Here is a 23334-nt window from a genome sequence, read left to right as displayed (position 1 = left end):
TCACCTTCCAATTAAGCTGTATGCCTGCATCACATTCTCCAAAGCAAGCTTTTCCAGTCTTTCCTTATGGCTGTCTATGGAGCTTCTTATAGTTTCCTTCTCTAACCACACCTCGGATACCAGATCATAAAATCCATCAGCAGTTATGTTTTCCACATCCAGGTAGTGATCGAGGTCCATTTCGTCCAAGAACCCTTTTACCTTTGGATCGTAAACAAGCCCTGCGACCGGTACTCCCTGTGTAGCTGCGTAAATGAGAGAATGCAGGCGCATAGCAGCCATCATTTCTGTTTCCCTTATAACTCCCATGATCTCTTCGACCGAGTACTTGCCCTTAAGAGTCCAGCAATTGCCCGAGCCTGTGAGTTCCGAGATCCTCTTGCTTATACCAAGGTCCTCAGGGTAATGCATGGGTATCATTATCACACCCACGGATTTATTGTCAATAAGCCTTCTGGCTCCTTCGGCGACTGCACTGACTATCCCTTCCTCGTTCCGCCATCCTCTCACAGAAATTCCGATCAGTGGTTTAGAGTGATCGATCCCCTCAGCTTCAAATATCTCCATTATCCTGCTTCTATCAGAAGGATTTAATGTAAAAACAGGATCGGCCGTAACTAATATCTTGTCATTTTTTACTCCGATGGACCGAACAAAATCAAGAGAACCCTTGTCCCTCAGAGTTATAAGATCCACCCTGTCAAGAATCCATCTGGTAATGTTTCTGTTAAACGCTTTATTAATAGGTCCTATCCCGTTGGCATATATCATAACAGGTTTTCTTAACAGCATTGCAAGCTTCATTAGCGCCAGATAGTAAAGAAGAGATCTCGTGGAGGTTACATCCTGCAGCAGACTCCCACCTCCGCTTATAACGAGATCGGACTCTTTGACTGCGTCAATTACCTCCCTTAGCTTGAATCTGTTGGCAGAAATGACAGGGCAAAGTTGTTCGGTTTTGTAAGGATCTTTTGAGAGGACCTTTATCCTGACAGAAGGATCATATTCCCTCAGATCCTTGACTATCGCTTTGAGTATTGCATCATCTCCGCTGTTGTCAAATCCGAAGTATCCTGACATTACTATTCTAGGCCCCATAGATAATATATTAGTGTACATCTTTATGTGAGAATCAGCCATCGAGTCGTAGGAAAACCTTTCGGCTGCTGCCTGATGGAGCCTTTCACCCATAATTCCGGCCATATTATTGTCGATAATCAGGGAGATAATTCTCTCGCCAATGGCTTCCCAGTCGCCTGGCTGGCAAAGGAACCCGTTCTCTCCATTGTCCACAAGTCTTCCAATCCCACCGACTTCAGTTGATACAACCGGCTTTTTCATCCTTGCCCCTTCAAGGATAACATACGGGAAGCTCTCACTGACTGATGTCAGGACATTGATATCTATTGCATTGAAGAAGGAATAGGGATCACTCACAAAACCGATGAAATGGATCCTCTTTTCAAGACCATACTCCCTTACAAGATCCCTCAAGGATTCTTCATCTGCACCATCTCCTGCAATCAGGAAATTAGCATCAACGGTTTTTAGTACGTGCTTAGCAGCTTCAATAAATGTCCTGTGATCCTTGACCTTATCAAGTCTTGCTAAAATGCCTACTAAAGGCAGCCCTTGATCCTCTATCCCGTATCTGTTTAGAAACTCTTCTTTTGTAACATAATCACCAGGAATACCCATATCGATACCATTATACGTTACAAATATACGGTCTCTCTTGAATCCCCTTGATATGAGCATCTCCCTGAAGCTGTCAGACACCGCAACAAAATAATCGAATCTCCTCAGTGAAATTGTGTTCAAGGTGGTATATACGAGTCTTTTATAAAAGTTGTCCTTAAAGTCCAGCTTATAATCGCTGTGTATAGTTGTCATGAAGGGCTTCTTTACTCTCCCTTTTAGGAATTGGGCAATGAAATTTGCTCTTGCTCCATGACAGTGGATGATGTCATAGCCCTCCTGGTTTATTTCTTCTGTAAGTCTTCTTATGACTGACATATCTGAGCGGCTTTTCTGTTTGAATACCTTTATCGGTATCCCTGCTGCCAGAACATCCTCATAGAAGGTGTCCTCAATGAAGCAGATGATCCGGGCATCTATTCTTTTATTCAGACCCTTAAGAAGAGATATTATGTGAGTCTTAGCTCCTCCAGTATCCCCCCCGCTGATCAAATGTAGAATCTTCAAATCAATTTCCCCTTCCTTCTGCCTCCACATTTCTAAATTTTCCATAGGCGTTTATAAGTGCCACAGTAAGCCAGAAGTAAACGACCATGCCCGGTACCTCAAAGATATTCTCAACAAAATTCTGTGCAAGAACTCCCATTGCACCAGAGAATAGACCTATGGTCATTATTCTTCCCTTAATGGAGTGTTGATTCCCTATGGCCCTCAAGGAGGATACAATAAAGCATATTATTACAAATAATAAGCCCGCTACTCCATAAATCCCCATTTCAACCAGTGTCTTCAGATAATAATTATCAAGATAGAAGGGTGCCAGTCTGTTGTTGATGGCAACAGCTCCTCCAAACCGCCCCAATCCTACTCCAAAGAGCTTGTTCCTGGTCCATAGTTCGTAACCAATAGCCCATCTGTACAGCCTTCCCCCTGCTGCAGACTTCATAAGATAAACAGGCGACATCATATATAAAAGCCTTTCACTCAAGGTTCCTCCAAAAAGAACAAAACCTGCTCCCACACCAGAAAGCGGTATTATTAGCTTTGGAACCAGTATTAGAGTAAATATACCTACTCCGAATGCAAATGCAAGCCATGCTCCTCGGGACATTGTAAATAATAACCCTGCGAGCATTATAAGAGCTGATCCGCCATAGTATACCCTGTGTTTCCATCCCTTGGAGGACAATGCTCTTGCCATGGTTATATTTATGAACAAAACGAATATCACTCCCAGGATGTTTGGGCTTCCAATTATAGAATAAGCCCTTGTAGTTATATTTTCAGCAGTATCGACCCAGTTCCCTGGCATAGGCACCTTCATAACATATTGATAAATTGCATGAAGACCGAGAAAAAGCCCCATAAGGATCATCCCATCAACTACCTTCCCGGCAGTGTCCTCATCTCTTATGAGCTGCGTTGCGGCAAAATACCATAATATATGCTGGAATACGGCTCTGAAGCCTTCTATTGCCACACTCAGGTCAAGTGCTCTTATAAAAACATGGGTTATACCTATAATAAGATAGATCAGAACAGGCAGGTCCATAGGCGTTAGATTAAGTCTGATCTTCCCGTTACTTCTAACTCTCGTCAGCACCACGTAGAATACTACGAATAAAAGCAGAAGCTCATCCCAGACAGATCCAATAGCCGATATCCCTGGAAGTCTCCTTACAACATAGTCTATCACCATATAGAATCCGATGGATACTGCAAGCAGATCAGAAAAGCCAATGGATCTGACAATCCGAGTCAGTGCACCTGCCAGGACGCTTGAGGACAGCACAGCACTTTCTCTGGTTTTTATTGACTTCCTCCTGCCAGCAACGATCCAGCTCATCGTCATGCTCTCAGAAAGTGCCTTATTAAGCCATTTATCCACCTTTTGAAGAATGGAGTCAACCCACTCCATCAGCCTGTAAAAGGCACTGGACTCCATCCAGCTCCTCTTCCCGGTATCCTTCAGTCTATTCCCCTGATTCAGGCTTATATTGAATATCCTGCTGTTAGATGCTACATATCCAAGTCTTCCTAAAAGGTAGAAGAGGTAGCTCCCCTTGATAGCATTTTTAACGTTCATGTCAATCCACAACCTTAATACTTTCGATTTGTGCAAAATATCTGTAAAAATCAGACTCAAGAAAAATTATCTTACCTTGTCTAAGCTCCTGCTTTCCAAGTTTATAGCTGTTGCTTTCAAACGGAATTGTCGCCTTGAAAACCACCTTTGCCTTTTCCTTCAAGGGATCCACAGAAACTACCGGGTTTCCGTCAGAATCTACATTAGTGACTTTAACTGGCTCAATTTCAACACTTTCCACATAGGCATCCAGATGCTGCTTTGTTTCGCCAAGTCTGTCGCCTATCCTTATTGTATCCAGGTAGCCTTTATCCATTACTACGGAAACCTCTGCCTCGATAGTCCTTATCTGTGAATCAAGGCTTATGTCGTCAAGGTCCTTGCCCATTATCTTTATAACAGACAAAAATATCAGAAATGCAATCGCAGCCACAAAAACAAGATCCAGGATGTTGATCTTATTAAATACCTTGCCTTCCTTATTTATCATCTTCATGGCTTCACCTCGATATGCTTTATGTCAGACGTGACTTCGACATCAATCGTCTTAAGGATGAATTGGAGACCTACCTTGATTTCCTGTCCGCCAAGGTCCAGATATGGTCCGCTGGACAGGACCTCGGCATCGATAGTTGCCTCCAGAACCATTTCCTCTTCGTCATCGTATGTCTTAATAGTACCATCGTCAGCAATTAATGACTTAACAGTAGGTTTGACATTTATCTCAGTTATATATGCGTTCTGCAGCTTGTACTGTGAGAATATCTGGTCGCCTGTCTTAAGCTCTGTGACCAGATCCCTTGGGAGCTTCTTTGCTTCTACAGTAAAGGTTATGTTCCTTCTATTTGTCGGTGCAACTCCTCCTGCTACTCTGTCCCTGTTGAAAAACACAATTATCGCTGCTGCAATCAGGACAATTACAAGGGTGTCGACCCAATTCCATTTTCTTTTCATTTCCTACTCCTCTCTGCCGCCATTTCGATCACATTTTTAAATATATCAGAAAGTGCTTCAGTTTGCTTTTTCCGGCTGTATTTCTCTATTTCAGACCAGTTGGGATCATGGCTTATCCTTCCTTCAGCCCATTCCTTATAAAGCTCTGAAAGAACTGCTGTGACCCCTTCTATATCCTCAGGATCAACTACCTTCCCGGTATTGGTTTCGTAGATCACATCAGCTGCAACTCCATCTTTTGGAACTATTGCCAATATAGGTCTGTTGGCTCTTATATATTCAAATATCTTCCCCGTATAGAAATTCCTCGATCCCTTACCTTTTCCTATAACCAGAAGAATAACGTCTGAGTTGAACAGCATCTGGATGCTCTCCTTATGAGGGAGATATCCGTAGGATCTTATTGAATCCTTAAGACCATACTTCTCAGCATATGAGTTAACTACCTTTTCGTAGATATTCCCCACGATCCTTATTTCCAGCTTGTCAACCCTGATGTGACCTCTATCTATGGCAGCCCTGAGCCCTTCCATAAATTCATCAAGGTTTCTCCGGCCGTAAAGTGAGCCGGTGTAGGTTATCACGAACCTTTCCCCACCGTCTCTCCGGTCTTCAGAATCCCTGAAGTCATCCTCGTCATACCCGTTGGGAATGAACACAGATTTCTCTGCAAGGGAAGGATCGTCGCTAATGAAGCCCTTAAGCATCAGCGGAGTGTTTGTTATGAAGAAATCACAATTCGAGGTAACCTCAAACTCCTTTCGTTTCTCCATCTTCAGCTTGATTTTCTTGTATATACTGTCAAGATGATAGGGATTGTTGGTCCACTCGTCCCTAAAGTCGCATATCCAGGGAATTTCAGGAAACATCCTCTTAAGATGCAGACCTAAAAGGTGTGAGCTGTATGGAAACGAGGTTGTATATATACAGTCTATCTGCTCTTCCCTTACTATTTTCTCGGCTCTTTTTCTGTTGAATTTATACCAGAAATATTCAGAGTCAGGAGATAGTATTCTCGTGCCAATGAATTTCATCGGGAGCCTCATTACCCCTTTCCTGTTTACAGTGTCATAGGCCTTCAATCTATGGATGCTCACTCCAGAAGGGATGTCATTTAAAAGCGTGCCATCAGTAAGCCCTCCAGGATGGTCCTTAGTTAGAACCACAGGCTCTATATCAAAATCCCTTAGGTATTTGACGAACTTGGTCGTCCTCTGGACTCCTGCTCCCCCCATTGGAGGGAATTCATTTGCGATAATAAGAGCTTTATACATTCTATCCCCTGCCTAAAAGTAGTACCTTGAAGCCCAGAGCTTCGAGCCCAGCGCCTCCAAGAAAATTCCTTGTATCGTAGATTTGCCTGGTTCTCATGACCTTTCCGATTTCCTCAAAATCAAGTCTAAGGTATTCTGAATGGTTTACAGCAAGCACAAACAGATCAGCCCCATCTGCCGCTTCCAGAGCTGTTGGTTTTTTAAGCTCACCATACTTGAAAATTGCATCATCTACGTGGGGATCATGGATAGCCACCTCATAGTTTTTCTCCCGGACAAGCATCTCTACCAGCTTCATGATCGGACTCTCCCTTGTATCGTCCACATCCGGCTTGTAGGTAACTCCGAAGATCGCAACCTTAGGTGTATCTATTCCCTTCGTCAGGTCCCTGATCGTCTGGAGGACATGCAGCGGCATTCCGTCGTTTCTATCCCTTGCCTGCCTGATCAGCTTTCCCTCCGGTTGACCTTCAATTACGAACCATGGATCTACGGCTATACAATGACCTCCAACACCAGGACCCGGCATATGAAGGTTTACTCTGGGATGCTTGTTGGCAAGCTTTATTACCTCCCAGGCGTTTATTCCCATTTTTTCAGATAATATGGCCAGTTCATTCGCGAGAGCAATATTGACATCTCTAAAGGTATTTTCCATGAGTTTGCACATCTCTGCGGTTCTGGAATCTGTGGTGTATATGCTGCCTTTAACAAAACGTTGATAAATCTCTTTCACCACCTCAGTGGATTCAGCATTTATTCCGCCAATTATCCTGTCATTCTCAACCAGCTCTATAAGTATCCTTCCAGGTAAAACCCGTTCAGGAGTATGCGCCACAAAAATTTCTTCACCGATCTTAAGCCCGGAGGCCTTAAGCTCTTCAGCAACGATATCCTCCGTGGCTCCCGGTGGCGATGTGGATTCAAGTACTACGGCGTTCCCTTTGGCAACCACCTGAGCAACAGCCCTTGCTGCCGATCTTACAAAGCTCATATCGGCAGTTTTGTCCGCATTTATGGGAGTAGGTACAGAAATTATGAAGACATCTGATGATTCGAGGCTGGATATACCGCGCAGCCTTCCCTGCCCGACCATTTCCTTGACCAGTTGGCCAAGACCTGGCTCTTCGATTATTATTTCACCCTTATTCAACGCTTCCACAACCCTCGGGTTAAGGTCGTATCCGATTACCTCCATCCCGGCGGCAGCCATCACTGCAGCTGTGGGAAGGCCAATATATCCAAGACCAACTACTGTTATACGATTTCTCATTATCTTATCCTCCAATGTATGTAGCCTACCTTATGGTATAGCCTCCTCGCACCATAACGAAGGTACTGTTTTTGGTAACAAATATCCCTCTGCCGTCACTTCTTGGAATAATCAACAGGTGATTGGCAGGTATGGGTTTTCCTTCTGCAATGTCAGTACCTGCAGTAACATCTGACAGTCCACCTGAAGGGCTTGTGATAGCAGTTGCCGACCCGCTTCTAAGAATTATTTCACTGCCTGCATCTCCAATGAGCATCTGACCGTTAAATAGCTCAACGACAGCAAGACTGTTGTCCGACGGGATCGAAGGAACCTGTTCCCCGGTACTTCCAACCTTTGAATCTATATAATCCTTCAACTCGTCCAGCCTTTCCTCAAGGTAGCTAAGTGAAATCAAAGGATCAGACTCGGTTCCAGGCTCTGAATAAGCCATTCCTGTAGCTGCCAGTGCCAAAACTATCCCAAGAGCTGCTGTGGTTCTTTTGAATTTCATAAGGACTCCCCTTTATTCAATATTTGATCAAGCCACATAACTAACCATCTTACATTATACTACAGCACAAAAAAATAAGCATCAGAAATGCTCATTTTTTTGTGCCGGCTCTGCCCTCTTAGTGGCTGCCTGCTCATATGTAGGAGGATATTCAGTAATTTCCAAGGCCGATGCTTATCCTTAAGGCTTCATCGACCTTTCTCATCATATCCTCGTCAAATTTCCCTATTTTTTCTCTGAGTCTTTTCTTATCTATTGTTCTTATTTGCTCCAGGAGAACCACGGAATCTTTAGGAAGCCCAAAATCCGGTCCTGTGATCTCTATGTGGGTTGGCAGTCTGGCCTTATTGATCTGGGAGGTGATGGCAGCTACGATTATAGTGGGGCTGTACTTGTTGCCAACATCATTCTGAACTACCAGGATCGGCCTTACACCACCTTGCTCAGAGCCAATAACGGGACTTAGATCTGCGTAATATATATCTCCTCTTTTTACTATCATATGATCTCGTACCTCAAGGTGCTCTCATAGCTTGCCAGGTCAGACATGTCCTGCTCAAAGCCCATCTCTGAGAGGGTAACATTAAGCTGGTACACATCCAGATAAGCCTTCATGAACTCCCTGTACTTGCTGCAATGGTATTCGCTGCAATTACACAGCGCTGCCAGCTTGTCGAAGAGGTCCTTATTGCTTTCTACAACCATTGGGAGACCTGGGTCTCTTTTATCCATTCCTGCCACCCCCCTTTCATCTATCCTCAAAGATATAGGGTCAATTCAATTATATCCCCTCAAGAAAATCCGTGTCAACTGATTGGAATTAATTAATCAAGAAGATAGTCCAGTGTCTTAATTACTCTGCCGTCTTTGATATAAACTCTTGGAAGTCTTCTTCCCATCATGCATATGATTTCATAGTTGATGGTTCCAAAGGTCTTTGCCACTTCATCGACTGAAGGCCAGTCTTTGTTTCCATACCCAAAGTAGATTACTTCGTCACCAACCTTGACATCTCCAAGCCCAGTAGCATCAAACATCATCTGATCCATACATATCCTTGGTTCAATAGTCACTCTTTTCCCTGCCACAAAAACCTGTCCTCTACCGGTCAGCGTCCTTGGATAGCCATCGGCATACCCGATTGGTACTGTAGCGATCCTCGCTTCAGCCGGAGTGGAGTAAACGTGGTTATAGCTGATGCCGGTCCCAGCAGGAAGTGTTTTGATATTTGATACCACAGTTCTCAAGGTCATCGCAGGCCTCAATTCTATCCTTTCCTTATTGACCTCATCAGAGGGATAGTATCCGTAAAGTATTATTCCAGGTCTTACTATATCAAGGTTGTATTCAGGCAAGTCGATTATCGCTGACGAATTGGATATATGCTTTAGGGGTATGAAAAGCCCTTTATTCTCCAATGCTTCGATCATCCTCATAAATCTGTCGAACTGTAATCTTGTGAAGCTTTTGTCGGATTCGTCGGACTTGGCAAAATGGGTGAATATCCCTTCGATCTCAAGATTTGGAAGCTGACTGATCTTAAGGATGTTATCAATAGCATCCTCTGAGGGCAGGAACCCTATCCTGCTCATCCCCGTGTCGAGCTTTATGTGTATCTTAAGCTTCTTATCCATCTCCAAAGCCGCCTCTGAAAGAGCAACCGCATCCTCATATCTGTAGATTGCCTGAGTAAGATCATTTGCTGCTACATCTATCATCTGGTAACCAGGAGTAAAGTTGAGGATCAGTATTGGCTTATCGATCCCAGCCCTTCTCAACTCGATTGCCTCGTTCAAGAGAGATACGGCCAAACGATTTACTCCCAAAGCTGTATATAGCTTAGCCAGTTCAATGGCCCCATGGCCATAGCCATTAGCTTTTATTACAGGCATTATCTCCGTTTCCTTTCTGACGATCCTTCGAATCTCAGTGTAATTATGAGCCAGATTGTCCAAATTTACCTCTACATAGGTTGGTCTTATATTTGTTGTCCTCTCCATGGCAACCTCCTTGAATTTAGTATTCCTGAGTATATTATATCAGGGTTTCAACTATTTATATTGTTTTTTTGCTAAATCTCAACCTAATAAAAAGAAAGCCTTATTCCTTCACAAGGCCTTCTGTTTTTAAGTTAGAGTTATATGTTTACTTATTCCTTTAATATGAGTGACTCTGCAGCACGAGGAATGTTCTCAAGAATATCAGATGCTATCATGCCGTATTCACCTTTTGATTTTCTCGCCAGATCCCCTGCAATTCCGTGGATACATACTGCTAAGACCGCGGCTTCATATGGGTCATCGAGCTGAGCTAAAAGGCTTCCGGCGACACCGGACAGCACATCTCCGCTTCCTGCTGTTGCCATTCCCGGGTTCCCAGTCTCGTTCAGGTATAGTCTTTCACCATCGGTGACTATTGTTCTGTGACCCTTTAGAACTGTTATGACTCCATAGGCCGAAGAAAACTTTTTAGCTGCTGCTTCTCTGTCCTTTTGTATCTCTTCAGTTGAGATCCTCAGCAGCCTTCCCATTTCACCGGGGTGCGGAGTTACGATTGCAGGCGAGTTCCTATGCCTGAGCAACGACGGATTGTCTGAAAGAATATTTAATCCGTCAGCATCTACAACAATGGGCTTCTGGAAATAAAGAAGGCTGTCCTCCACCAATTCCCTCTGCCTCTTTCCAGTTCCAAGGCCTGGTCCAAGTATAAGGACATCAAGGGGGTCCATAGCTTGTCTGTAAACATATGGATCATCTGCTTCCTTGACAATCACCTCTATTGTCTTTGCAGCGAAAACCCTTGCCAGCTCCTTTTCCAGTATTGCATATACGATGCCTGCTCCTGTTCTCAAAGCTCCATATGAAGCCAGATATACCGCTCCAAGCATCCCATGGCTTCCACCTATAACACCTATCCTCCCAAAGTCGCCCTTATGAGAATCAAACGGTCTCCTGGGTAGCCTGAAGGGCATATTGTCAGGTATCCTTAACGACCCTTCAACATATCCCATCCCTGATGCCACTGAAAACTCCTCCTCGTTCGATATCGATAGCTCAATATCGCTGATTCCCATCACTTCCATTGCAGCATAAAGAGCCCGCGAAGGAGCAAGGTATGGCCTTCCGCCATCCTCGTGGAGTATTTCCATATCCCGCCAACCTATTGGCCCGATTCCGGTGCCAAGAAGCTTTGATACAGCCTCCTTAGCAGCAAACATTCCCGCCACTGTAGCTGGATCATGATTCTTCTCAGCAAGATAAGCCTGCTCTGCTTCAGTGAAAATCCTTCTGTAGAAGCTGTCACGACCTTTCTCGAGAAGCTTCTCTATTCTCTTGTTACTGACTATGTCGATCCCTGTTCGTATGGTCATGAAACACCTCCTGATCACAATTGAAAATTGAAAATTGACGATTGACAATTAAATTCACAGATCTCAATTCAAAATGCACAATTGAAAAACAAAATGAAAAATGAACGATGAACAATAAAAAGCTAAGAGCTAAGAGCTAAGAATAGTTGTTAGCTTTTTCCCCTTTCCAACTCTTCCAACATTCCAACCAAAAATGAGATTCCTCCACTTCGGTCGGTATGACAATAATTCATCGTCCATTATCAATCGTCAATTGTCAATTATATTTAACGCCTAACGCTTATCGCTTTTCCCCATTTATCCTAAAACTTTCTGCTTCCAGGCTTGACGATCGGGAGTCCTTCCCTGCAAAGCGGGCAATCGTCCTTGTCGTAGGTATCTATTTGGAGCTTTCCTGCGGCATAGACCGTGTGCTTAAGGCCACCATTGCTTCTGTCTATAAGGGCTGCTATCCCAACCACGACTCCCCCATTCTCTTCTATGGCGGCTATAGCCTCATAGGAAGACTTACCTGTGGTCACAACGTCCTCAGCAACCAACACTTTTTGGCCCTTTTCAATGACAAACCCTCTCTTAAGCTTCATTTCCCCTTCTTCACGCTCAGTGAAAAACGCTGGCTTCCCAAGCTGTCTTCCAAGCTCGTAGGCAACTATTATACCTCCCATTGCAGGTCCGACCACTACATCTATTTCCACGCCTTCAAGCTTTTTGATTATCTCTCCAACTGCCTTCTCTGCCTTATCAGGGTACTGTAAAAGCCTTGCACACTGAACGTATCTGTTGCTGTGCTTACCAGAGGAAAGAAGAAAATGTCCCTCCAGCAATGCACCTGAATCCTTTAGTAGTTCCAATATCATATTATTACCTCCATATCGCACCCCTGATCTCCTCAAGGTCCTTTATGCCTTCTCGTTCCATAAATAAAGCGATCCCCTCAGTAATTTCCACTGCTGTTTCCGGCTTTCTGAAGGTGGCACTCCCAACCTGAATCAGGTGTGCTCCTGCCATTATGTATTCAATAGCATCCTCTGCTGTCATGATCCCACCCATGCCTATTACAGGTATTTTCACAGCCCTGCAAACCTCATAGACCATTCTGAGTGCTATAGGCTTTATGGCTGGACCGGAAAGTCCGGCTGTCACGTTGTCGAATACTGGCTTCCTTCTAAGTATGTCTATGGCCAGTGCGTTAAACGTGTTTACCAGCGAAAGTGCATCTGCTCCGGCTTCCACGCATGTCTCTGCCATTTCCCTGATGTTTTCTGCATTCGGAGAAAGCTTGACCACCAGTTTTTTGGTTGTAACCTTTCTTACTGCCTCCACCACTATTGATGCAGGTGCACATTGCAACCCGAATGCCATGCCTCCTTCCTTGACGTTCGGACATGAAATATTAAGCTCGATTATTGGAGCTTCGATCTCCTCAAGGAGCCTTGCTCCCGTCACATAATCCTCAACCGTGCCCCCACCAAGGTTTACCAGGGTAACCAGATCCTTATCTCTTAAAAATGGCCATTCCTGATCAATAAATCCCTGTACTCCCGGATTTTGAAGACCGATACTGTTCATAAGTCCTGAAGGGGTTTCATGGATCCTTCTCCCTTTGTTACCCGTCCTTGGTTCAAGTGTAAGCCCTTTGGTGGAGATCCCTCCAAGCCTGGATAGCTCAATATACTCTGACAGCTCCCTGCCAAAGCCTACTGTTCCCGATGCAGCGATCACAGGATTCTTAAAGCTGATCCCACAGAACTCGACTGTAGTCATATCAGCACCTCCTCGGCTTTAAATACCGGCCCTTCCTTGCAAACTCGCTCCATGCCTCTTACAGTCGGAACAGTACATCCCAGACAGATACCTATGCCACATGCCATATGACTCTCAAGTGATACTATCAGCTCAGTCTTCCCATTACATAAACTTGCCAGAGCCTTCATCATAGGTGTGGGACCGCATGAATAGATCATATCGTAGGCTTCTGGATCGATCATCCCGGTAACAAATCCCTTATGCCCAAAGGATCCATCCTCTGTGGAGATATGTACCTCACTTACGTGCTCTTCAAAGCTGTCCAACAGGTACGGCTCGCTTCTAAAGCCGGCATAGAGTACAGCTTTATTACCCAGACTTCTGGCAAGATAAAGCATCGGTGCTATCCCGATTCCTCCAGAAACTATTGCGATTTTTTTGCCTTCAACTAAGGGAAAGCCGTTCCCTAACGGACCAAGCAAGCTCAATGCATCTCCCGGCTTGAGCCGTGAAATAATATGGGTCCCTTTCCCTCTTATCTCATAGATCATCGTCAGTATCCCGTCTCTTAAATCAGCGATGCTGATAGGTCTTGGAAGAAATGGGTCATTGCACTCCCAGCCTTTGAGCATATAAAATTGTCCGGGGATACCCTGAAAGTCTCCCTGGAGCCTTATCATAAATATGTTTTTTGCTATCTCTGTGTTTTCAATTATTGACCCATCTCTATAGCTATCCTTCAAATCCGATGTCCTCCCTCATATCAAGAACTGCCTGCCTGATATAGTCTTCAAAGCGCTCCCAACCGTCGCTGTGCTTTGCATATGCAGTAATTATTCCTCTTGAAGAGTTTACTACTCCGCCGTTTCCATCCTTCAGATAAAGTCTTGCATCCTTTCCGGTTGCACCCTGTGCACCATATCCGGGTATCAGGAAAAACACGTCCTGATACCTTTCCCTTATTTCAATGGCCTCGTCGGTATGTGTTCCCCCTACGACTGCTCCCAGTGAGGAATATCCGCACTTTCCAATATAGTCCTTCGCCATTTCAGCAAGCTTGTCTCCAACATGGAGATAAATCCTTTTCCCGTCAGCTTCGAGGTACTCGATGTCTCTTGCTCCAGGATTGGAGGTCCTCAAGAGGACGAATAATCCTTTTTTCCCACTTTCAAGGTATGGCAGATAGGGGGTAATACTGTCAAATCCCATGTAGGGATTGAGAGTAATAAAGTCTGCCTCGAAGTCACCTTCGAAATGGGCTTTCCCATACATCTCTGCAGTTGATGAAATGTCCCCTCTCTTTACATCCCCTATCGATAGCGACCCCGCATGCCTTACATATTCAAGCGTCCTTTTATATGCCGTAAGACCCTGGAGCCCGTATGCCTCATAAAAAGCGATCTGAGGCTTGTATACTGCAGCAATATCATGGGTAGAATCTATTATCAGCTTATTATACTGAAAGACGATCTCACCTGTATCCTGATATTTGTTCTTAAGCTCTTCAGGTATATACTCAAGTTTTGAATCAAGCCCTATGCATACCATCCCTTTATCTTCAACTTCCTTAAAAAGTCTGTCGATTATCAAGTCCCAAAACCTCCCCGCAGTTTTTGCTCATATATTTTATATCGCCGCTCTTAATGGTCATCAGTATATCCCCCTGAAGCTCATGACCCTCGAATGGAGTATTTTTCCCTTTTGATACGAAGGACGAAGGATCAACGACCACTCTTCTTTCAAGATGGATAAGAACCATATCTCCATCGTAGCCCTCTATAAGCTTTCCTTTATCAAGACCCATTATCTCTGCAGGTCTTCCTGACATAAGTCTTGACAGAAGCTTCAAATCCACATTATTATCCCTAACCAGTACTGTATGGGCAACTGAAAATGCAGTTTCAAGTCCTGAAAGTCCAGGGCTTCCCTTTAGCTTGTCTTCCCTGGTATGTGGTGCATGGTCGGTGGCTATCGCATCCACAGTTCCGTCCTTGATCCCGCCTATGAGTGCATCCACGTCACTTCTCGTCCTGATAGGCGGATTTACCCTATAAGGATTATCCCACAAAGCTATGTGGTGAGGAGTCACATCGCAGGTAATATTTTGTCCCTTAAGCTTTGCTCTTCTAATCTCCTCAATTGCCTCCTCTGTACTTACATGGGTAAGGTGGAGCCTTGCTCTGGTATAAAGGGCGAGGTATATGTTTCTTACAGTCTCGAGGTTTTCAGAAAGTCTGTAGTCGATAGGCGTTATTTGCTCATCTTCAGCATGGGACATCAGAATCAGATCGTTTTCCCATGCCTTTTCCATTGCCTTATACATCACATAAGAGCTTGCTACGCCCTTACCATCATCAGTGATCATCCTTACTCGCTCATCCAGACTGTCAAGGTGGGATATGTCCTTTCCGTCAAAGCCTCTGGTTATGGAAACGCATTGGTGTACCTGGACCATATCAAGTTCCTTTGCCTTATCCAGAACGTATTCTACCGTAGCCATATCTGAGCACACCGGCGATGTATTACCCATCAGGTTTACGAAGGTATATCCGCCCTTCAAAGCAGCAAGACTGCCTGTAAGTATATCTTCCTTCCATGTAAATCCAGGATCCCTGAAATGTGCATGCAGATCTATGAAAGCAGGCATAAGGCACATTCCCCGGGCATCTACGACAGGGCCCTCAAAGAATATATCATCGCCAAGCTCTACAATTTTTCCGTCTCTAATAAGAAGGTCGCCGTAAAGATCTATATCCTGATCAACCAGCCTGGCTCCCTTTATCAACAGTTCCATACTATCCCTCCCAGGAATAAATATGATCGCAATACTCACATTTATAGATACCCTTAGTATGATCGATGAGAACAAACCTGTGTGTCACATTTCTTTCCTCGGTAGTTATGCACCTTGGGTTTTTACACTTTATTATTCCCTCAACCCGCTCAGGGAGAGAAAGCTTGATCTTGTCAGTTATGATCTCGTCTTCTATTACATTTATAGTAATATTGGAATCCAGAAAGCCCAACATGGCAAGATCCAGATCTATTACATCCTCAATCTTGATTATATCCTTTTTACCATGCTTTTTGCTGGCAGCATTCATTATGAGTGCGATCGTAAAGTCGGCCTGGTCCAGCTTTAAATATTGGAATATCTTAAGGCCCATCCCTGGTCTAATATGATCTATGACAAGTCCCTTCTTAATGCTTGTAATATTAAGCATCTATTTCACCCCCAAAAGCTTAAGAATCAAAGCCATTCTTACGTACATCCCGTTCTTTACCTGTCTGAAATACCATGCCCTGGGGTCGTCATCCACTTCCGGACTTATCTCGTTCACTCTTGGAAGCGGGTGTAATATTACTAAATCCTCAGGTGCGATAAGAAGCTTATCCCGATCAAGTATATAGCTGTCTTTGAGTCTTATATAATCTGCTTCGTTAAAAAATCTTTCCTTTTGGACTCGTGTCATGTAAAGCACATCCAATTCGCCGATTACCTCCTCAAGCCTTTCCACCTCTCTGAAGGGTATCCCCTTCCCAATAAGGATCTCCTGTCTTATATAATCAGGTACCTGAAGCTCCTTTGGAGAAATCAGTAAAAATTCAATATCCCCGTATCTTGACATCGCTTTTATAAGCGAATGGACGGTCCTTCCGAATTTAAGGTCTCCACATAAACCGATAACAAGCTTTTCCAGCCTTCCCTTAGCCTGCAGAATTGTGAAAAGGTCTGTTATGGTTTGAGTAGGATGCTGGTGTCCGCCGTCTCCTCCGTTTATAAGGGGTACAGGACAATACTCAGTCCCAAGCCTTGGAGCGCCTTCCTTGGGATGGCGCATTGCGATAATGTCTGCATATGCCCCGACCGTCCTCAGTGTGTCCGCAAGGCTTTCGCCCTTTGCCACAGAACTTGAGCCCGGCTCCGAAAACCCGATGACGCTTCCACCCAATCTCAACATTGCGGCTTCAAAGCTAAATCTGGTCCTGGTGCTGGGCTCATAAAATAAAGTGCTCAGGATCTTGCCATGGCATATAGAATTGTAATCTTCAGGGCTTTCGATGATCCTCTCGGTCAAATCAAAAATACTCTCAAGCTCTTTGATGCTAAAATCTTGGGGATCGATCAAGTGTCTTCCTTTCAGCATGATAATTCCTCCTCGTTTACCTGTAGGTTTCTTGGAGCAACGCATTAAAAATGCCCTCCACAAAGGAAGGCATAAGTATTTTCGCTTATACGCACTCCTTTCCAATCTCACGGGATCGGTTTAAAGGTATTTATTTAGTTAAAATTATCATAGCAGAGGCCTCAAGTCAACTACCTTGAGTAAATTTTCAACTTCTTGCCATCATATTTTGGAGTTGACTGCAGCCAGATCCAATTTATTACTAATTCCCGTGTTAGTTATAGTTAATAATTTGGTATAATCAGACTATCTAAATAATATTTGGGGGGATAATATGAATTTTCTATTTGAAAAGGGCGGAGAGGCTATAGCAGTTCTTGTTTTCAAGGGAGCTGAAAAAGTGTCTGAGGCTAATGATCTTTATAGCTTTGTTAAGGAGCGAAAGCTGTTTGAAGGTAAAGCAGGCGAAGTGTATTCAAGCCCGGGAAATGGTAAAGATGTGATATTGCTTGGACTTGGAGAAGAATACAAGCTGGATTACCAGGTACTAAGGAAAGCATTCTATTCTCTAGGTAAGGAGGCTGGAAGGCTAAAGCTTGAGAGTATCGGAGTCCATATTCCGAAATTTGAAGATAAATGCTATGGAAAGACCTTGAAGGCAGTGTCAGAGGGTTTGATCCAGTCTCAATACAGCTTTGATAAATATAAGAGTAAATCTGATCAAAGGGTTTATTTAAAGGAAATTTACCTTCAGGTAAAGGATGATAATCTTGAAAAAGCTAAAAACGTTGTTTCGGAAACCCAGATTCTTATGGAGGGTGTATTCCTTACCAGAGACCTGGTAAATGAGCCTGCGATAAATATGTACCCTGAGGTGCTTGCAGAGCGTGCCGTTGACAGTCTTGCACCATTAGGAGTCAAGGTTGATGTGTTTGGGAAGGAAAAAATCGAGGAGCTTGGCATGAAAGCCTTCCTTGCTGTTTCGAAGGGCTCAGAGAAGGAGCCTCAGTTTATAGTAATGAAATATCAAGGTGATCCTGACTCAAACGAAAAACTTGCTCTTGTTGGAAAGGGACTTACCTATGACTCAGGAGGATATTGCCTGAAGCCTGCAGACAGCATGGCAGCTATGCATACAGACATGGCAGGAGCTGCCTCTGTTATTGGGGCCATGTATTCTATCGCAAAGGCAGGTCTTAAGAAAAATGTTACGGCAATCGTTGCAGCTTGTGAGAACATGATCTCAGGCGGTGCTTACAAGACAGGAGACATAATAGGATCCATGTCTGGAAAGACTATAGAGATAGGCAATACTGACGCTGAAGGAAGGGTCACCCTGGCAGACGCGCTTTGGTATGCAGCCACAGTTGAAAATGCAGACAGAATAGTTGATCTGGCAACTCTTACAGGAGCCTGCGTAGTTGCTTTAGGGAGCGTAAATACGGGAGCAATAACGAACAATGACAAGTTCATGGAAGAGATAAAGGTTGCTTCGACCCTTGCAGGAGAGCCTGTCTGGGAGCTTCCACACGATGAGGAATATATGGAGCTTTTTAAAAGCGATTTTGCTGATCTTAAGAACACAGGCGGCAGATGGGCAGGAGCAATTACCGCAGGTCTGTTCCTCAGGGAATTTGTGAATGATAAGCCATGGGTCCATCTGGATATTGCAGGCACCTCTCATCTTTCAAACCCTATGGGTTACCTGCCAAAGGGTGCAACAGGAATACCGGTTAAAACTCTTTTCTATTTGGTCAAGGATATGTAGATTGAAAAAACCAGGTCCAAATTCGGACCTGGTTACTTATTTTTCAGTACTCCACCCAGCAGACCTATTATAGCAAATATAGTATAATAGCCTGCGCTTGTTATTGAATTACCAGTTATTTCTCTAATGCCCTGTATTATAAGCTGGTCTCCCCCAAAAAGTGAAACGATCCAGCCAACTACAAGGCCAACTAAAAGCCCTCCAAGCATACCTACACCTCCGTATGGAATTCTCCCTCTTTATGATACCAGAAAGGAGAGTGGAAATCCATCTAAATAGTCCACTGCCCGTGGATTATCCCAACAAGATACCATGAGCCTGAAACATCCTCGAAAACAAGCTTGAGACTCCTCCAGTCCATCCCTCCATATTGCGGATCAAAGCCTGTGAAATGAAATTCAATAAACTCTCCGTTTGGATAAGCAGTGTCAACATTATTCAACGAGTTGCCCATCCCTATCTTGGTATTTATGCCAATCATATGAGGATTAAGGAAGTCCTCATCGTATACAAAGCTTTGGTGATAGTCTGAGTATATCTGGTTTATCGGGTTCCCTGAGCCGTCGAAGCTCCCCCAAAGATAAACTGTATTATCCTGCGCAAGCCCTGCAACCTGCGTTGCGGTAAATACAAGGTCAGCCTGAGAATCCACGTAATCATATGGGGTAAATCTCACTCCAAGGCTTGGGTGTACATAGTCGCTGACTCCTGACATATCCATAGTCTTTAAAAGCTCCACAACTTCAAAAGCAGTTGTCAATAACGACGCTCCCTGAGTTGGACCTGCTGATGGCAATGGTTCCGGTTCCTGCGCTTGCTCCAGCTGAGCCTGTAGCTCCTGTACCCTCGACTGAAGCTCAGCTATCTCATTATCCCTCGACTGAAGCTCAGCATTCAGCTCTTCGACCAGATCTTCCTGAGAAGTATTGGTGCACCCGGAAAACAACAGAGCTGCTGAAATGAATATAGCTAAAAATATTTTTTTCTTCATTGCTTGACCACTTCCTTTTACTGATTTGCAACATTTTTACCCCAATATACGGGCTTAAATATGTCAATCGGGTTACATCAGGTCAGTTATATTTTTAACCAGAGTCTCTATCTGCTTTTCTCTTTTCCCGCTGCCCCAGTCTATTATGCCTGTAAATCCTACTTTTGCTCCCTTTTCACGACACATCCTTTCCATTTGCCCAATTGCGCTCTTCCCTCCAAAAAAGCTGTAGGGAAAAGCGTGTGTCACGAACATTGCCACGTTTTTACCCTCGATATCATTGACTTCGTCGAAAAATTTCCTGATGACTGGCGATGCCTGAAATCCCCTTACCGGACCAGCTACGATCAGGTTGTCGAAGCCTTTCATGTCAGGTATCAGCTGAAGGGCTATCTTACCTATGTCCCGCTGATTTCTGTTCTCTCCTCCGGTTACCTGGAGCCTCAAAATGTCGGCTTCATAGCCCTTTTCAGATAAGCTTTGTGCAAGTCTTTCCGCGACGGACATAGTATTCCCTGAAAATGAATGTACTACGATCCCTATTTTCATTTTTCCCCTCCTATCTTGCCTCTATCAAAGTGGCTTCTATCGCCTTAAGAATGACTCTGCTGCTGTAGGTTGCGCCTGAAACACTATCAACATCTAAGCTTTGGTCCTCAACCACGTCCTCTATAATCGCCTCTGCCGGTTGTTCCATTCCGTTTCCATGATCAAGCAGACGTATATCCTCTATCCTTCCACCTTCAATTATTACTTCAACAGTGGCAGAAACAGGAGGCACTTAATACTCCCCGACATATGTACCATCCTTCAGCTCACTGGGGTCTATTTCCTGAATTCTTGACTCGACCAGCTCGTCCAGGTTTTTGCTGAGGTATATGAATATACCTGAAAAAAGAAGGATAAGAACTAATACTATGATCCCTATGATCTTAAATATCTTTTTCAACATTTCCACTTCTATTTCCATTGGATTTAGCACCTGCTTTAAAGTGGTGCCACGTATATTATAGCAGTATTTTTCAAGATTTGTTAAGCTTCCATCAAAAAATCACCAGCTTTTTTGCTGGTGATGATCCCATTACTTGCATACATCTACCCACTGACCACAGGTGACCTTTTCTAAAAGGTCAACGTCTATCCTGAGACATGTATTTGGTCCCCCTGCGGCAGGGAATACATAGTCATACACCTTAAGTGACTGATCAAGATATATATCCATAGGTTTCGACAGCCCAAAGGGGCATACGCCTCCCACAGGATGTCCTGTAGCCTCGAGCATCTCATCTCCATCGATAAACCTTGGTTTCTCCCTGAAGTGATCCTTGAACTTCCTGTTGTCAAGGCGAACATCTCCCTTTACAACAAGTATTATATCCCTATCCTTTAGTCTTATAGCCATTGACTTTGCTATTCTTCCAGGCTCCACGCCAAGAGACTCGGCTGCCAGCTCTACAGTAGCTGTACTGGTCTTCATATGCAAAATCTCGATATCAAGATTCTTCTCGTCAATGTACTTCCTTACGCTTTCAACAGTCATTGCTACACCCCGCTTTACCTTTTTGTTATAAGTCCTCTATTATAGGCATCCTCAAGCATGTTCTCAACGAATTGCCAAAGCTGATCTGAAGTCCCTTTCAAGGGGCTTATTCTTTTGAATACATCCTCCTGAGCTACTCCGAACTTTCTCCAGGTTCCCCCGCCATTATAGTAGTTGTTCAGCATAGGCTGAAGCCTGTCCATAGAAGCTGCAAACCTTGCCTCCGGAGTTTCCATCTCTTCGAATTCATCCCAGAGCGACCTGAAAAAACCGCCCTTTTCTTCGCCCAGCATACCGAATATCCTGTCTGCTGCCTGCAGCTCCCTATCTCTCTTGTCCAGGTTGGCTGCTGCATCGTAGCAGAAGGTATCTCCTGCATAAAGCTCTACAAGGTCATGGATCAAAAGCATCTTGATTGCTCTGTTGACGTCAAATTCCTCATTTGAATACTCAGAAAGCACCATCGTCATTACGGCTATGTGCCACGAGTGCTGTGCATCGTCCTCTCTTTTGTCCTCTCCTATTAGACTTGTTTGCCGCAATATGGTCTTCATCCTGTCCAGTTCAACTATGAATTCTATGTCCTTTATTAAACGTTCATTCACCGGATCATCTCCCTGTATTCTTTACTAATGCTATTTTATCACATAAAGCAGAATATTTCCCTTATAAAAATAATTTTGAAAAAAGTATTGACAATACCCATCACAGGAACTATCATTATATTTAATACATAAAAGCGTTGAAGGAGAGAAGCGCATCTGTGCATATTTATAGAGAGTCAGGAAGGGTGGAAACTGACAATAGCTGGATACGATATACACTCCCAAGCAGATTTGCCAAAAGATTTCGAGTAGGCAGATCCGGAGGCCCGCCGTTAAAAGGGACAGGATTGTTGGATCCGAATGAGAGACGGCTTTGCCGTAATATGGGTGGTACCGCGTGAGATTAAATCTTTCGTCCCTATGAATTTAAATGATTCATGGGAACGAAGGATTTTTTTTATTTACTTAAAAAAGGAGGAGCAAAAATGAGAAAAAGAGGTTTTTTGAAGGCAATCGCAATTATTACTTTGGTGGCAATGATGGGAGGATGTACAGCAGGAGGAGCATCGGAGGAAGAAAAGATTGTAATTGGGATCAACCAGCTTGTTGAGCACCCAGCTCTTGATGACGCAAGGGAAGGTTTTATCCAAGGGTTGGAGGAACTGGGAGTAGAGGCAGAAATCGTATACCAAAATGCTCAGGGTGATATACCTACTTCACTTTCCATAGCACAAAAATTTGTATCCGATAAGGTAGATCTGATCTATGCAATAGCTACACCTGCTGCTCAAAGTTCCAAGCAGGCAACCTCAGAAATCCCTGTATTATTCAGCGCAGTAACAGATCCCGTAGCTTCAGGACTAATTTCATCAATGGAAAGTCCCGGTGGAAACGTCACTGGAACAAGCGATGCAACTCCCATGAAGGAACAGCTTTCTATGTTCAAGAAGCTTGATCCCTCTATAAAAAAGATCGGGATCCTCTTTAACACCAGCGAGAGCAATTCTGAGATCCAGGTCGCAAGAGCAAAGGAGTTTGCAGGTGAGTTAGGTCTGGAGATCGTTGAAATGGGGATAGCAAATATAAACGACATACCTCAGGCAATGGATTCACTCGTCAAGGATATCGACGGCTTCTATGCGATCACCGATAATATGGTTGCTTCATCCATGGCTGTTGTTGCCGAAAAGCTTAACTCCAATGGAATAATCTCTGTAGGTGCTGAAGGCTCCTTCGTTGAGGGTGGGTTGTTGGTAACTGACGGTGTTAGCTACTTTGAGTTGGGCAGACAGACTGCGGCAATGGCTAAGGCCATACTCATAGACGGCAAGTCACCCTCAGAAATCCCGGCAGAAAAATCTAAAGGCACAACCTCAGTATTCAATAAATCTACTATGGAAGCTTTAGGTGTAGATCCCTCAAACGAGGTTTTCGAAGGTGCAGAAGAAGTAGGACAATAACAACAATCC

At 44.1% G+C, this 23334-nt stretch carries 27 protein-coding genes and 1 other annotated feature; of the genes, 2 read left to right on the top strand and 25 right to left on the bottom strand.

Features of this window, described 5'->3' with window-relative positions:
• The 18 genes from csaB to pyrB form a co-directional block, all read right to left on the bottom strand.
• Complete coding sequence (gene csaB / locus EC328_RS11490; RefSeq protein WP_164906022.1) at window positions 1–2205, bottom strand: polysaccharide pyruvyl transferase CsaB; 2205 nt, start codon at window positions 2203–2205, stop codon at window positions 1–3.
• A 1-nt stretch (window position 2206) separates the two neighbouring features.
• Window positions 2207–3784: an O-antigen ligase family protein gene (locus EC328_RS03850; protein WP_128425582.1), complete on the bottom strand. Its 1578-nt coding sequence runs from the start codon at window positions 3782–3784 to the stop codon at window positions 2207–2209.
• Between the two features lies 1 nt (window position 3785).
• The gene (locus EC328_RS03845) at window positions 3786–4280 is read right to left on the bottom strand and encodes a DUF4330 domain-containing protein (RefSeq protein ID WP_128425581.1); all 495 of its coding nucleotides are present in this window, start codon (window positions 4278–4280) and stop codon (window positions 3786–3788) included.
• A complete protein-coding gene (locus EC328_RS03840; protein ID WP_128425580.1) occupies window positions 4277–4738 on the bottom strand; it encodes a DUF4330 family protein in 462 nt (153 codons plus the stop codon). The genes EC328_RS03845 and EC328_RS03840 overlap by 4 nt, the downstream gene beginning before the upstream one ends.
• Window positions 4735–6012: a glycosyltransferase family 4 protein gene (locus EC328_RS03835; RefSeq protein ID WP_128425579.1), complete on the bottom strand. Its 1278-nt coding sequence runs from the start codon at window positions 6010–6012 to the stop codon at window positions 4735–4737. The genes EC328_RS03840 and EC328_RS03835 overlap by 4 nt, the downstream gene beginning before the upstream one ends.
• Before the next feature lies 1 nt (window position 6013).
• Window positions 6014–7285 carry a nucleotide sugar dehydrogenase gene (locus EC328_RS03830; protein ID WP_128425578.1) on the bottom strand — a complete coding sequence of 424 codons (1272 nt, stop codon included), beginning with the start codon at window positions 7283–7285 and terminating at the stop codon, window positions 6014–6016.
• A gap of 25 nt (window positions 7286–7310) precedes the next feature.
• Window positions 7311–7778, bottom strand: a complete 468-nt coding sequence (locus EC328_RS03825; RefSeq protein WP_128425577.1) for a hypothetical protein — start codon at window positions 7776–7778, stop codon at window positions 7311–7313.
• A gap of 151 nt (window positions 7779–7929) precedes the next feature.
• Window positions 7930–8280 carry a type II toxin-antitoxin system PemK/MazF family toxin gene (locus EC328_RS03820; protein WP_128425576.1) on the bottom strand — a complete coding sequence of 117 codons (351 nt, stop codon included), beginning with the start codon at window positions 8278–8280 and terminating at the stop codon, window positions 7930–7932.
• Window positions 8277–8510, bottom strand: coding sequence for a hypothetical protein (locus EC328_RS03815; protein ID WP_128425575.1), 234 nt, complete (start codon window positions 8508–8510; stop codon window positions 8277–8279). The genes EC328_RS03820 and EC328_RS03815 overlap by 4 nt, the downstream gene beginning before the upstream one ends.
• Window positions 8511–8602: 92 nt before the next feature.
• Window positions 8603–9778 (bottom strand): alanine racemase, encoded by a 1176-nt coding sequence (gene alr / locus EC328_RS03810; RefSeq protein WP_128425574.1) that lies wholly within the window; start codon window positions 9776–9778, stop codon window positions 8603–8605.
• 149 nt (window positions 9779–9927) lie between these two features.
• Window positions 9928–11148: an NAD(P)H-hydrate dehydratase gene (locus tag EC328_RS03805; protein ID WP_128425573.1), complete on the bottom strand. Its 1221-nt coding sequence runs from the start codon at window positions 11146–11148 to the stop codon at window positions 9928–9930.
• A gap of 302 nt (window positions 11149–11450) precedes the next feature.
• On the bottom strand, window positions 11451–12005 hold the full coding sequence (gene pyrE / locus EC328_RS03800; RefSeq protein WP_128425572.1) for an orotate phosphoribosyltransferase: 555 nt from the start codon (window positions 12003–12005) through the stop codon (window positions 11451–11453).
• A gap of 4 nt (window positions 12006–12009) precedes the next feature.
• The gene (locus EC328_RS03795) at window positions 12010–12912 is read right to left on the bottom strand and encodes a dihydroorotate dehydrogenase (protein ID WP_128425571.1); all 903 of its coding nucleotides are present in this window, start codon (window positions 12910–12912) and stop codon (window positions 12010–12012) included.
• Window positions 12909–13637 carry a dihydroorotate dehydrogenase electron transfer subunit gene (locus tag EC328_RS03790; RefSeq protein ID WP_128425570.1) on the bottom strand — a complete coding sequence of 243 codons (729 nt, stop codon included), beginning with the start codon at window positions 13635–13637 and terminating at the stop codon, window positions 12909–12911. Before EC328_RS03790 ends, EC328_RS03795 begins: the two co-directional genes overlap by 4 nt.
• The gene (gene pyrF, locus EC328_RS03785; RefSeq protein ID WP_128425569.1) at window positions 13627–14484 is read right to left on the bottom strand and encodes an orotidine-5'-phosphate decarboxylase; all 858 of its coding nucleotides are present in this window, start codon (window positions 14482–14484) and stop codon (window positions 13627–13629) included. The genes EC328_RS03790 and pyrF overlap by 11 nt, the downstream gene beginning before the upstream one ends.
• Window positions 14462–15688, bottom strand: coding sequence for a dihydroorotase (locus EC328_RS03780; protein ID WP_128425568.1), 1227 nt, complete (start codon window positions 15686–15688; stop codon window positions 14462–14464). The genes pyrF and EC328_RS03780 overlap by 23 nt, the downstream gene beginning before the upstream one ends.
• Window position 15689: 1 nt before the next feature.
• Complete coding sequence (locus EC328_RS03775) at window positions 15690–16118, bottom strand: aspartate carbamoyltransferase regulatory subunit (RefSeq protein WP_128425567.1); 429 nt, start codon at window positions 16116–16118, stop codon at window positions 15690–15692.
• Window positions 16119–17042 (bottom strand): aspartate carbamoyltransferase, encoded by a 924-nt coding sequence (pyrB, locus tag EC328_RS03770; protein ID WP_128425566.1) that lies wholly within the window; start codon window positions 17040–17042, stop codon window positions 16119–16121.
• 313 nt (window positions 17043–17355) lie between these two features.
• Between pyrB and EC328_RS03765 the strand changes: the two genes are divergently transcribed.
• The gene (locus EC328_RS03765; RefSeq protein ID WP_128425565.1) at window positions 17356–18789 is read left to right on the top strand and encodes a leucyl aminopeptidase; all 1434 of its coding nucleotides are present in this window, start codon (window positions 17356–17358) and stop codon (window positions 18787–18789) included.
• 32 nt (window positions 18790–18821) lie between these two features.
• Here EC328_RS03765 and EC328_RS11485 read toward each other — a convergent pair whose 3' ends face one another.
• The 7 genes from EC328_RS11485 to EC328_RS03735 all read right to left on the bottom strand — a co-directional run bounded on the left by EC328_RS11485 (window position 18822) and on the right by EC328_RS03735 (window position 21925).
• On the bottom strand, window positions 18822–18998 hold the full coding sequence (locus EC328_RS11485) for a hypothetical protein (protein WP_164906021.1): 177 nt from the start codon (window positions 18996–18998) through the stop codon (window positions 18822–18824).
• 62 nt (window positions 18999–19060) lie between these two features.
• Window positions 19061–19780, bottom strand: coding sequence for a coiled-coil domain-containing protein (locus EC328_RS03760; protein WP_206363913.1), 720 nt, complete (start codon window positions 19778–19780; stop codon window positions 19061–19063).
• 72 nt (window positions 19781–19852) lie between these two features.
• Complete coding sequence (locus tag EC328_RS03755) at window positions 19853–20329, bottom strand: flavodoxin family protein (protein WP_128425564.1); 477 nt, start codon at window positions 20327–20329, stop codon at window positions 19853–19855.
• Between the two features lie 10 nt (window positions 20330–20339).
• Window positions 20340–20561 (bottom strand): FMN-binding protein, encoded by a 222-nt coding sequence (locus tag EC328_RS03750; protein ID WP_128425563.1) that lies wholly within the window; start codon window positions 20559–20561, stop codon window positions 20340–20342.
• Complete coding sequence (locus EC328_RS03745; RefSeq protein WP_128425562.1) at window positions 20562–20750, bottom strand: hypothetical protein; 189 nt, start codon at window positions 20748–20750, stop codon at window positions 20562–20564.
• 111 nt (window positions 20751–20861) lie between these two features.
• Window positions 20862–21320 (bottom strand): YbaK/EbsC family protein, encoded by a 459-nt coding sequence (locus tag EC328_RS03740; protein ID WP_128425561.1) that lies wholly within the window; start codon window positions 21318–21320, stop codon window positions 20862–20864.
• Window positions 21321–21334: 14 nt separating this feature from the next.
• A complete protein-coding gene (locus EC328_RS03735; protein ID WP_240671516.1) occupies window positions 21335–21925 on the bottom strand; it encodes an HD domain-containing protein in 591 nt (196 codons plus the stop codon).
• Between the two features lie 128 nt (window positions 21926–22053).
• Window positions 22054–22288 (top strand) — a binding site (T-box leader).
• 62 nt (window positions 22289–22350) lie between these two features.
• Here EC328_RS03735 and EC328_RS03730 point away from each other — a divergent pair.
• Window positions 22351–23325, top strand: a complete 975-nt coding sequence (locus tag EC328_RS03730; RefSeq protein ID WP_128425560.1) for an ABC transporter substrate-binding protein — start codon at window positions 22351–22353, stop codon at window positions 23323–23325.
• The last annotated feature ends 9 nt before the right edge of the window (window positions 23326–23334 follow it).

The organism is Gudongella oleilytica (assembly GCF_004101785.1).
Classification (GTDB): domain Bacteria; phylum Bacillota; class Clostridia; order Tissierellales; family Tissierellaceae; genus Gudongella; species Gudongella oleilytica.
The sequence above is the reverse complement of the archived record's forward strand: the minus strand, read 5'-3'. Positions and strand labels throughout refer to the sequence as shown.

Excerpts from the sequence above, each read along its gene's own strand:
- EC328_RS11485 (WP_164906021.1), bottom strand. The coding sequence starts at position 18,998 with ATGCTTGGAGGGCTTTTAGTTGGCCTTGTAGTTGGCTGGATCGTTTCA.
- EC328_RS03830 (WP_128425578.1), bottom strand. The coding sequence starts at position 7,285 with ATGAGAAATCGTATAACAGTAGTTGGTCTTGGATATATTGGCCTTCCC.
- EC328_RS03780 (WP_128425568.1), bottom strand. The coding sequence starts at position 15,688 with ATGGAACTGTTGATAAAGGGAGCCAGGCTGGTTGATCAGGATATAGAT.
- EC328_RS03795 (WP_128425571.1), bottom strand. The coding sequence starts at position 12,912 with ATGACTACAGTCGAGTTCTGTGGGATCAGCTTTAAGAATCCTGTGATC.
- EC328_RS03815 (WP_128425575.1), bottom strand. The coding sequence starts at position 8,510 with ATGGATAAAAGAGACCCAGGTCTCCCAATGGTTGTAGAAAGCAATAAG.
- EC328_RS03765 (WP_128425565.1), top strand. The coding sequence starts at position 17,356 with ATGAATTTTCTATTTGAAAAGGGCGGAGAGGCTATAGCAGTTCTTGTT.
- EC328_RS03850 (WP_128425582.1), bottom strand. The coding sequence starts at position 3,784 with ATGAACGTTAAAAATGCTATCAAGGGGAGCTACCTCTTCTACCTTTTA.
- pyrB (WP_128425566.1), bottom strand. The coding sequence starts at position 17,042 with ATGCTGAAAGGAAGACACTTGATCGATCCCCAAGATTTTAGCATCAAA.
- EC328_RS03805 (WP_128425573.1), bottom strand. The coding sequence starts at position 11,148 with ATGACCATACGAACAGGGATCGACATAGTCAGTAACAAGAGAATAGAG.
- EC328_RS03730 (WP_128425560.1), top strand. The coding sequence starts at position 22,351 with ATGAGAAAAAGAGGTTTTTTGAAGGCAATCGCAATTATTACTTTGGTG.
- pyrE (WP_128425572.1), bottom strand. The coding sequence starts at position 12,005 with ATGATATTGGAACTACTAAAGGATTCAGGTGCATTGCTGGAGGGACAT.
- EC328_RS03825 (WP_128425577.1), bottom strand. The coding sequence starts at position 7,778 with ATGAAATTCAAAAGAACCACAGCAGCTCTTGGGATAGTTTTGGCACTG.
- EC328_RS03820 (WP_128425576.1), bottom strand. The coding sequence starts at position 8,280 with ATGATAGTAAAAAGAGGAGATATATATTACGCAGATCTAAGTCCCGTT.
- EC328_RS03755 (WP_128425564.1), bottom strand. The coding sequence starts at position 20,329 with ATGAAAATAGGGATCGTAGTACATTCATTTTCAGGGAATACTATGTCC.
- EC328_RS03740 (WP_128425561.1), bottom strand. The coding sequence starts at position 21,320 with ATGACTGTTGAAAGCGTAAGGAAGTACATTGACGAGAAGAATCTTGAT.
- EC328_RS03845 (WP_128425581.1), bottom strand. The coding sequence starts at position 4,280 with ATGAAGATGATAAATAAGGAAGGCAAGGTATTTAATAAGATCAACATC.
- EC328_RS03775 (WP_128425567.1), bottom strand. The coding sequence starts at position 16,118 with ATGCTTAATATTACAAGCATTAAGAAGGGACTTGTCATAGATCATATT.
- EC328_RS03760 (WP_206363913.1), bottom strand. The coding sequence starts at position 19,780 with ATGAAGAAAAAAATATTTTTAGCTATATTCATTTCAGCAGCTCTGTTG.
- EC328_RS03745 (WP_128425562.1), bottom strand. The coding sequence starts at position 20,750 with ATGGAAATAGAAGTGGAAATGTTGAAAAAGATATTTAAGATCATAGGG.
- EC328_RS03840 (WP_128425580.1), bottom strand. The coding sequence starts at position 4,738 with ATGAAAAGAAAATGGAATTGGGTCGACACCCTTGTAATTGTCCTGATT.
- EC328_RS03835 (WP_128425579.1), bottom strand. The coding sequence starts at position 6,012 with ATGTATAAAGCTCTTATTATCGCAAATGAATTCCCTCCAATGGGGGGA.
- alr (WP_128425574.1), bottom strand. The coding sequence starts at position 9,778 with ATGGAGAGGACAACAAATATAAGACCAACCTATGTAGAGGTAAATTTG.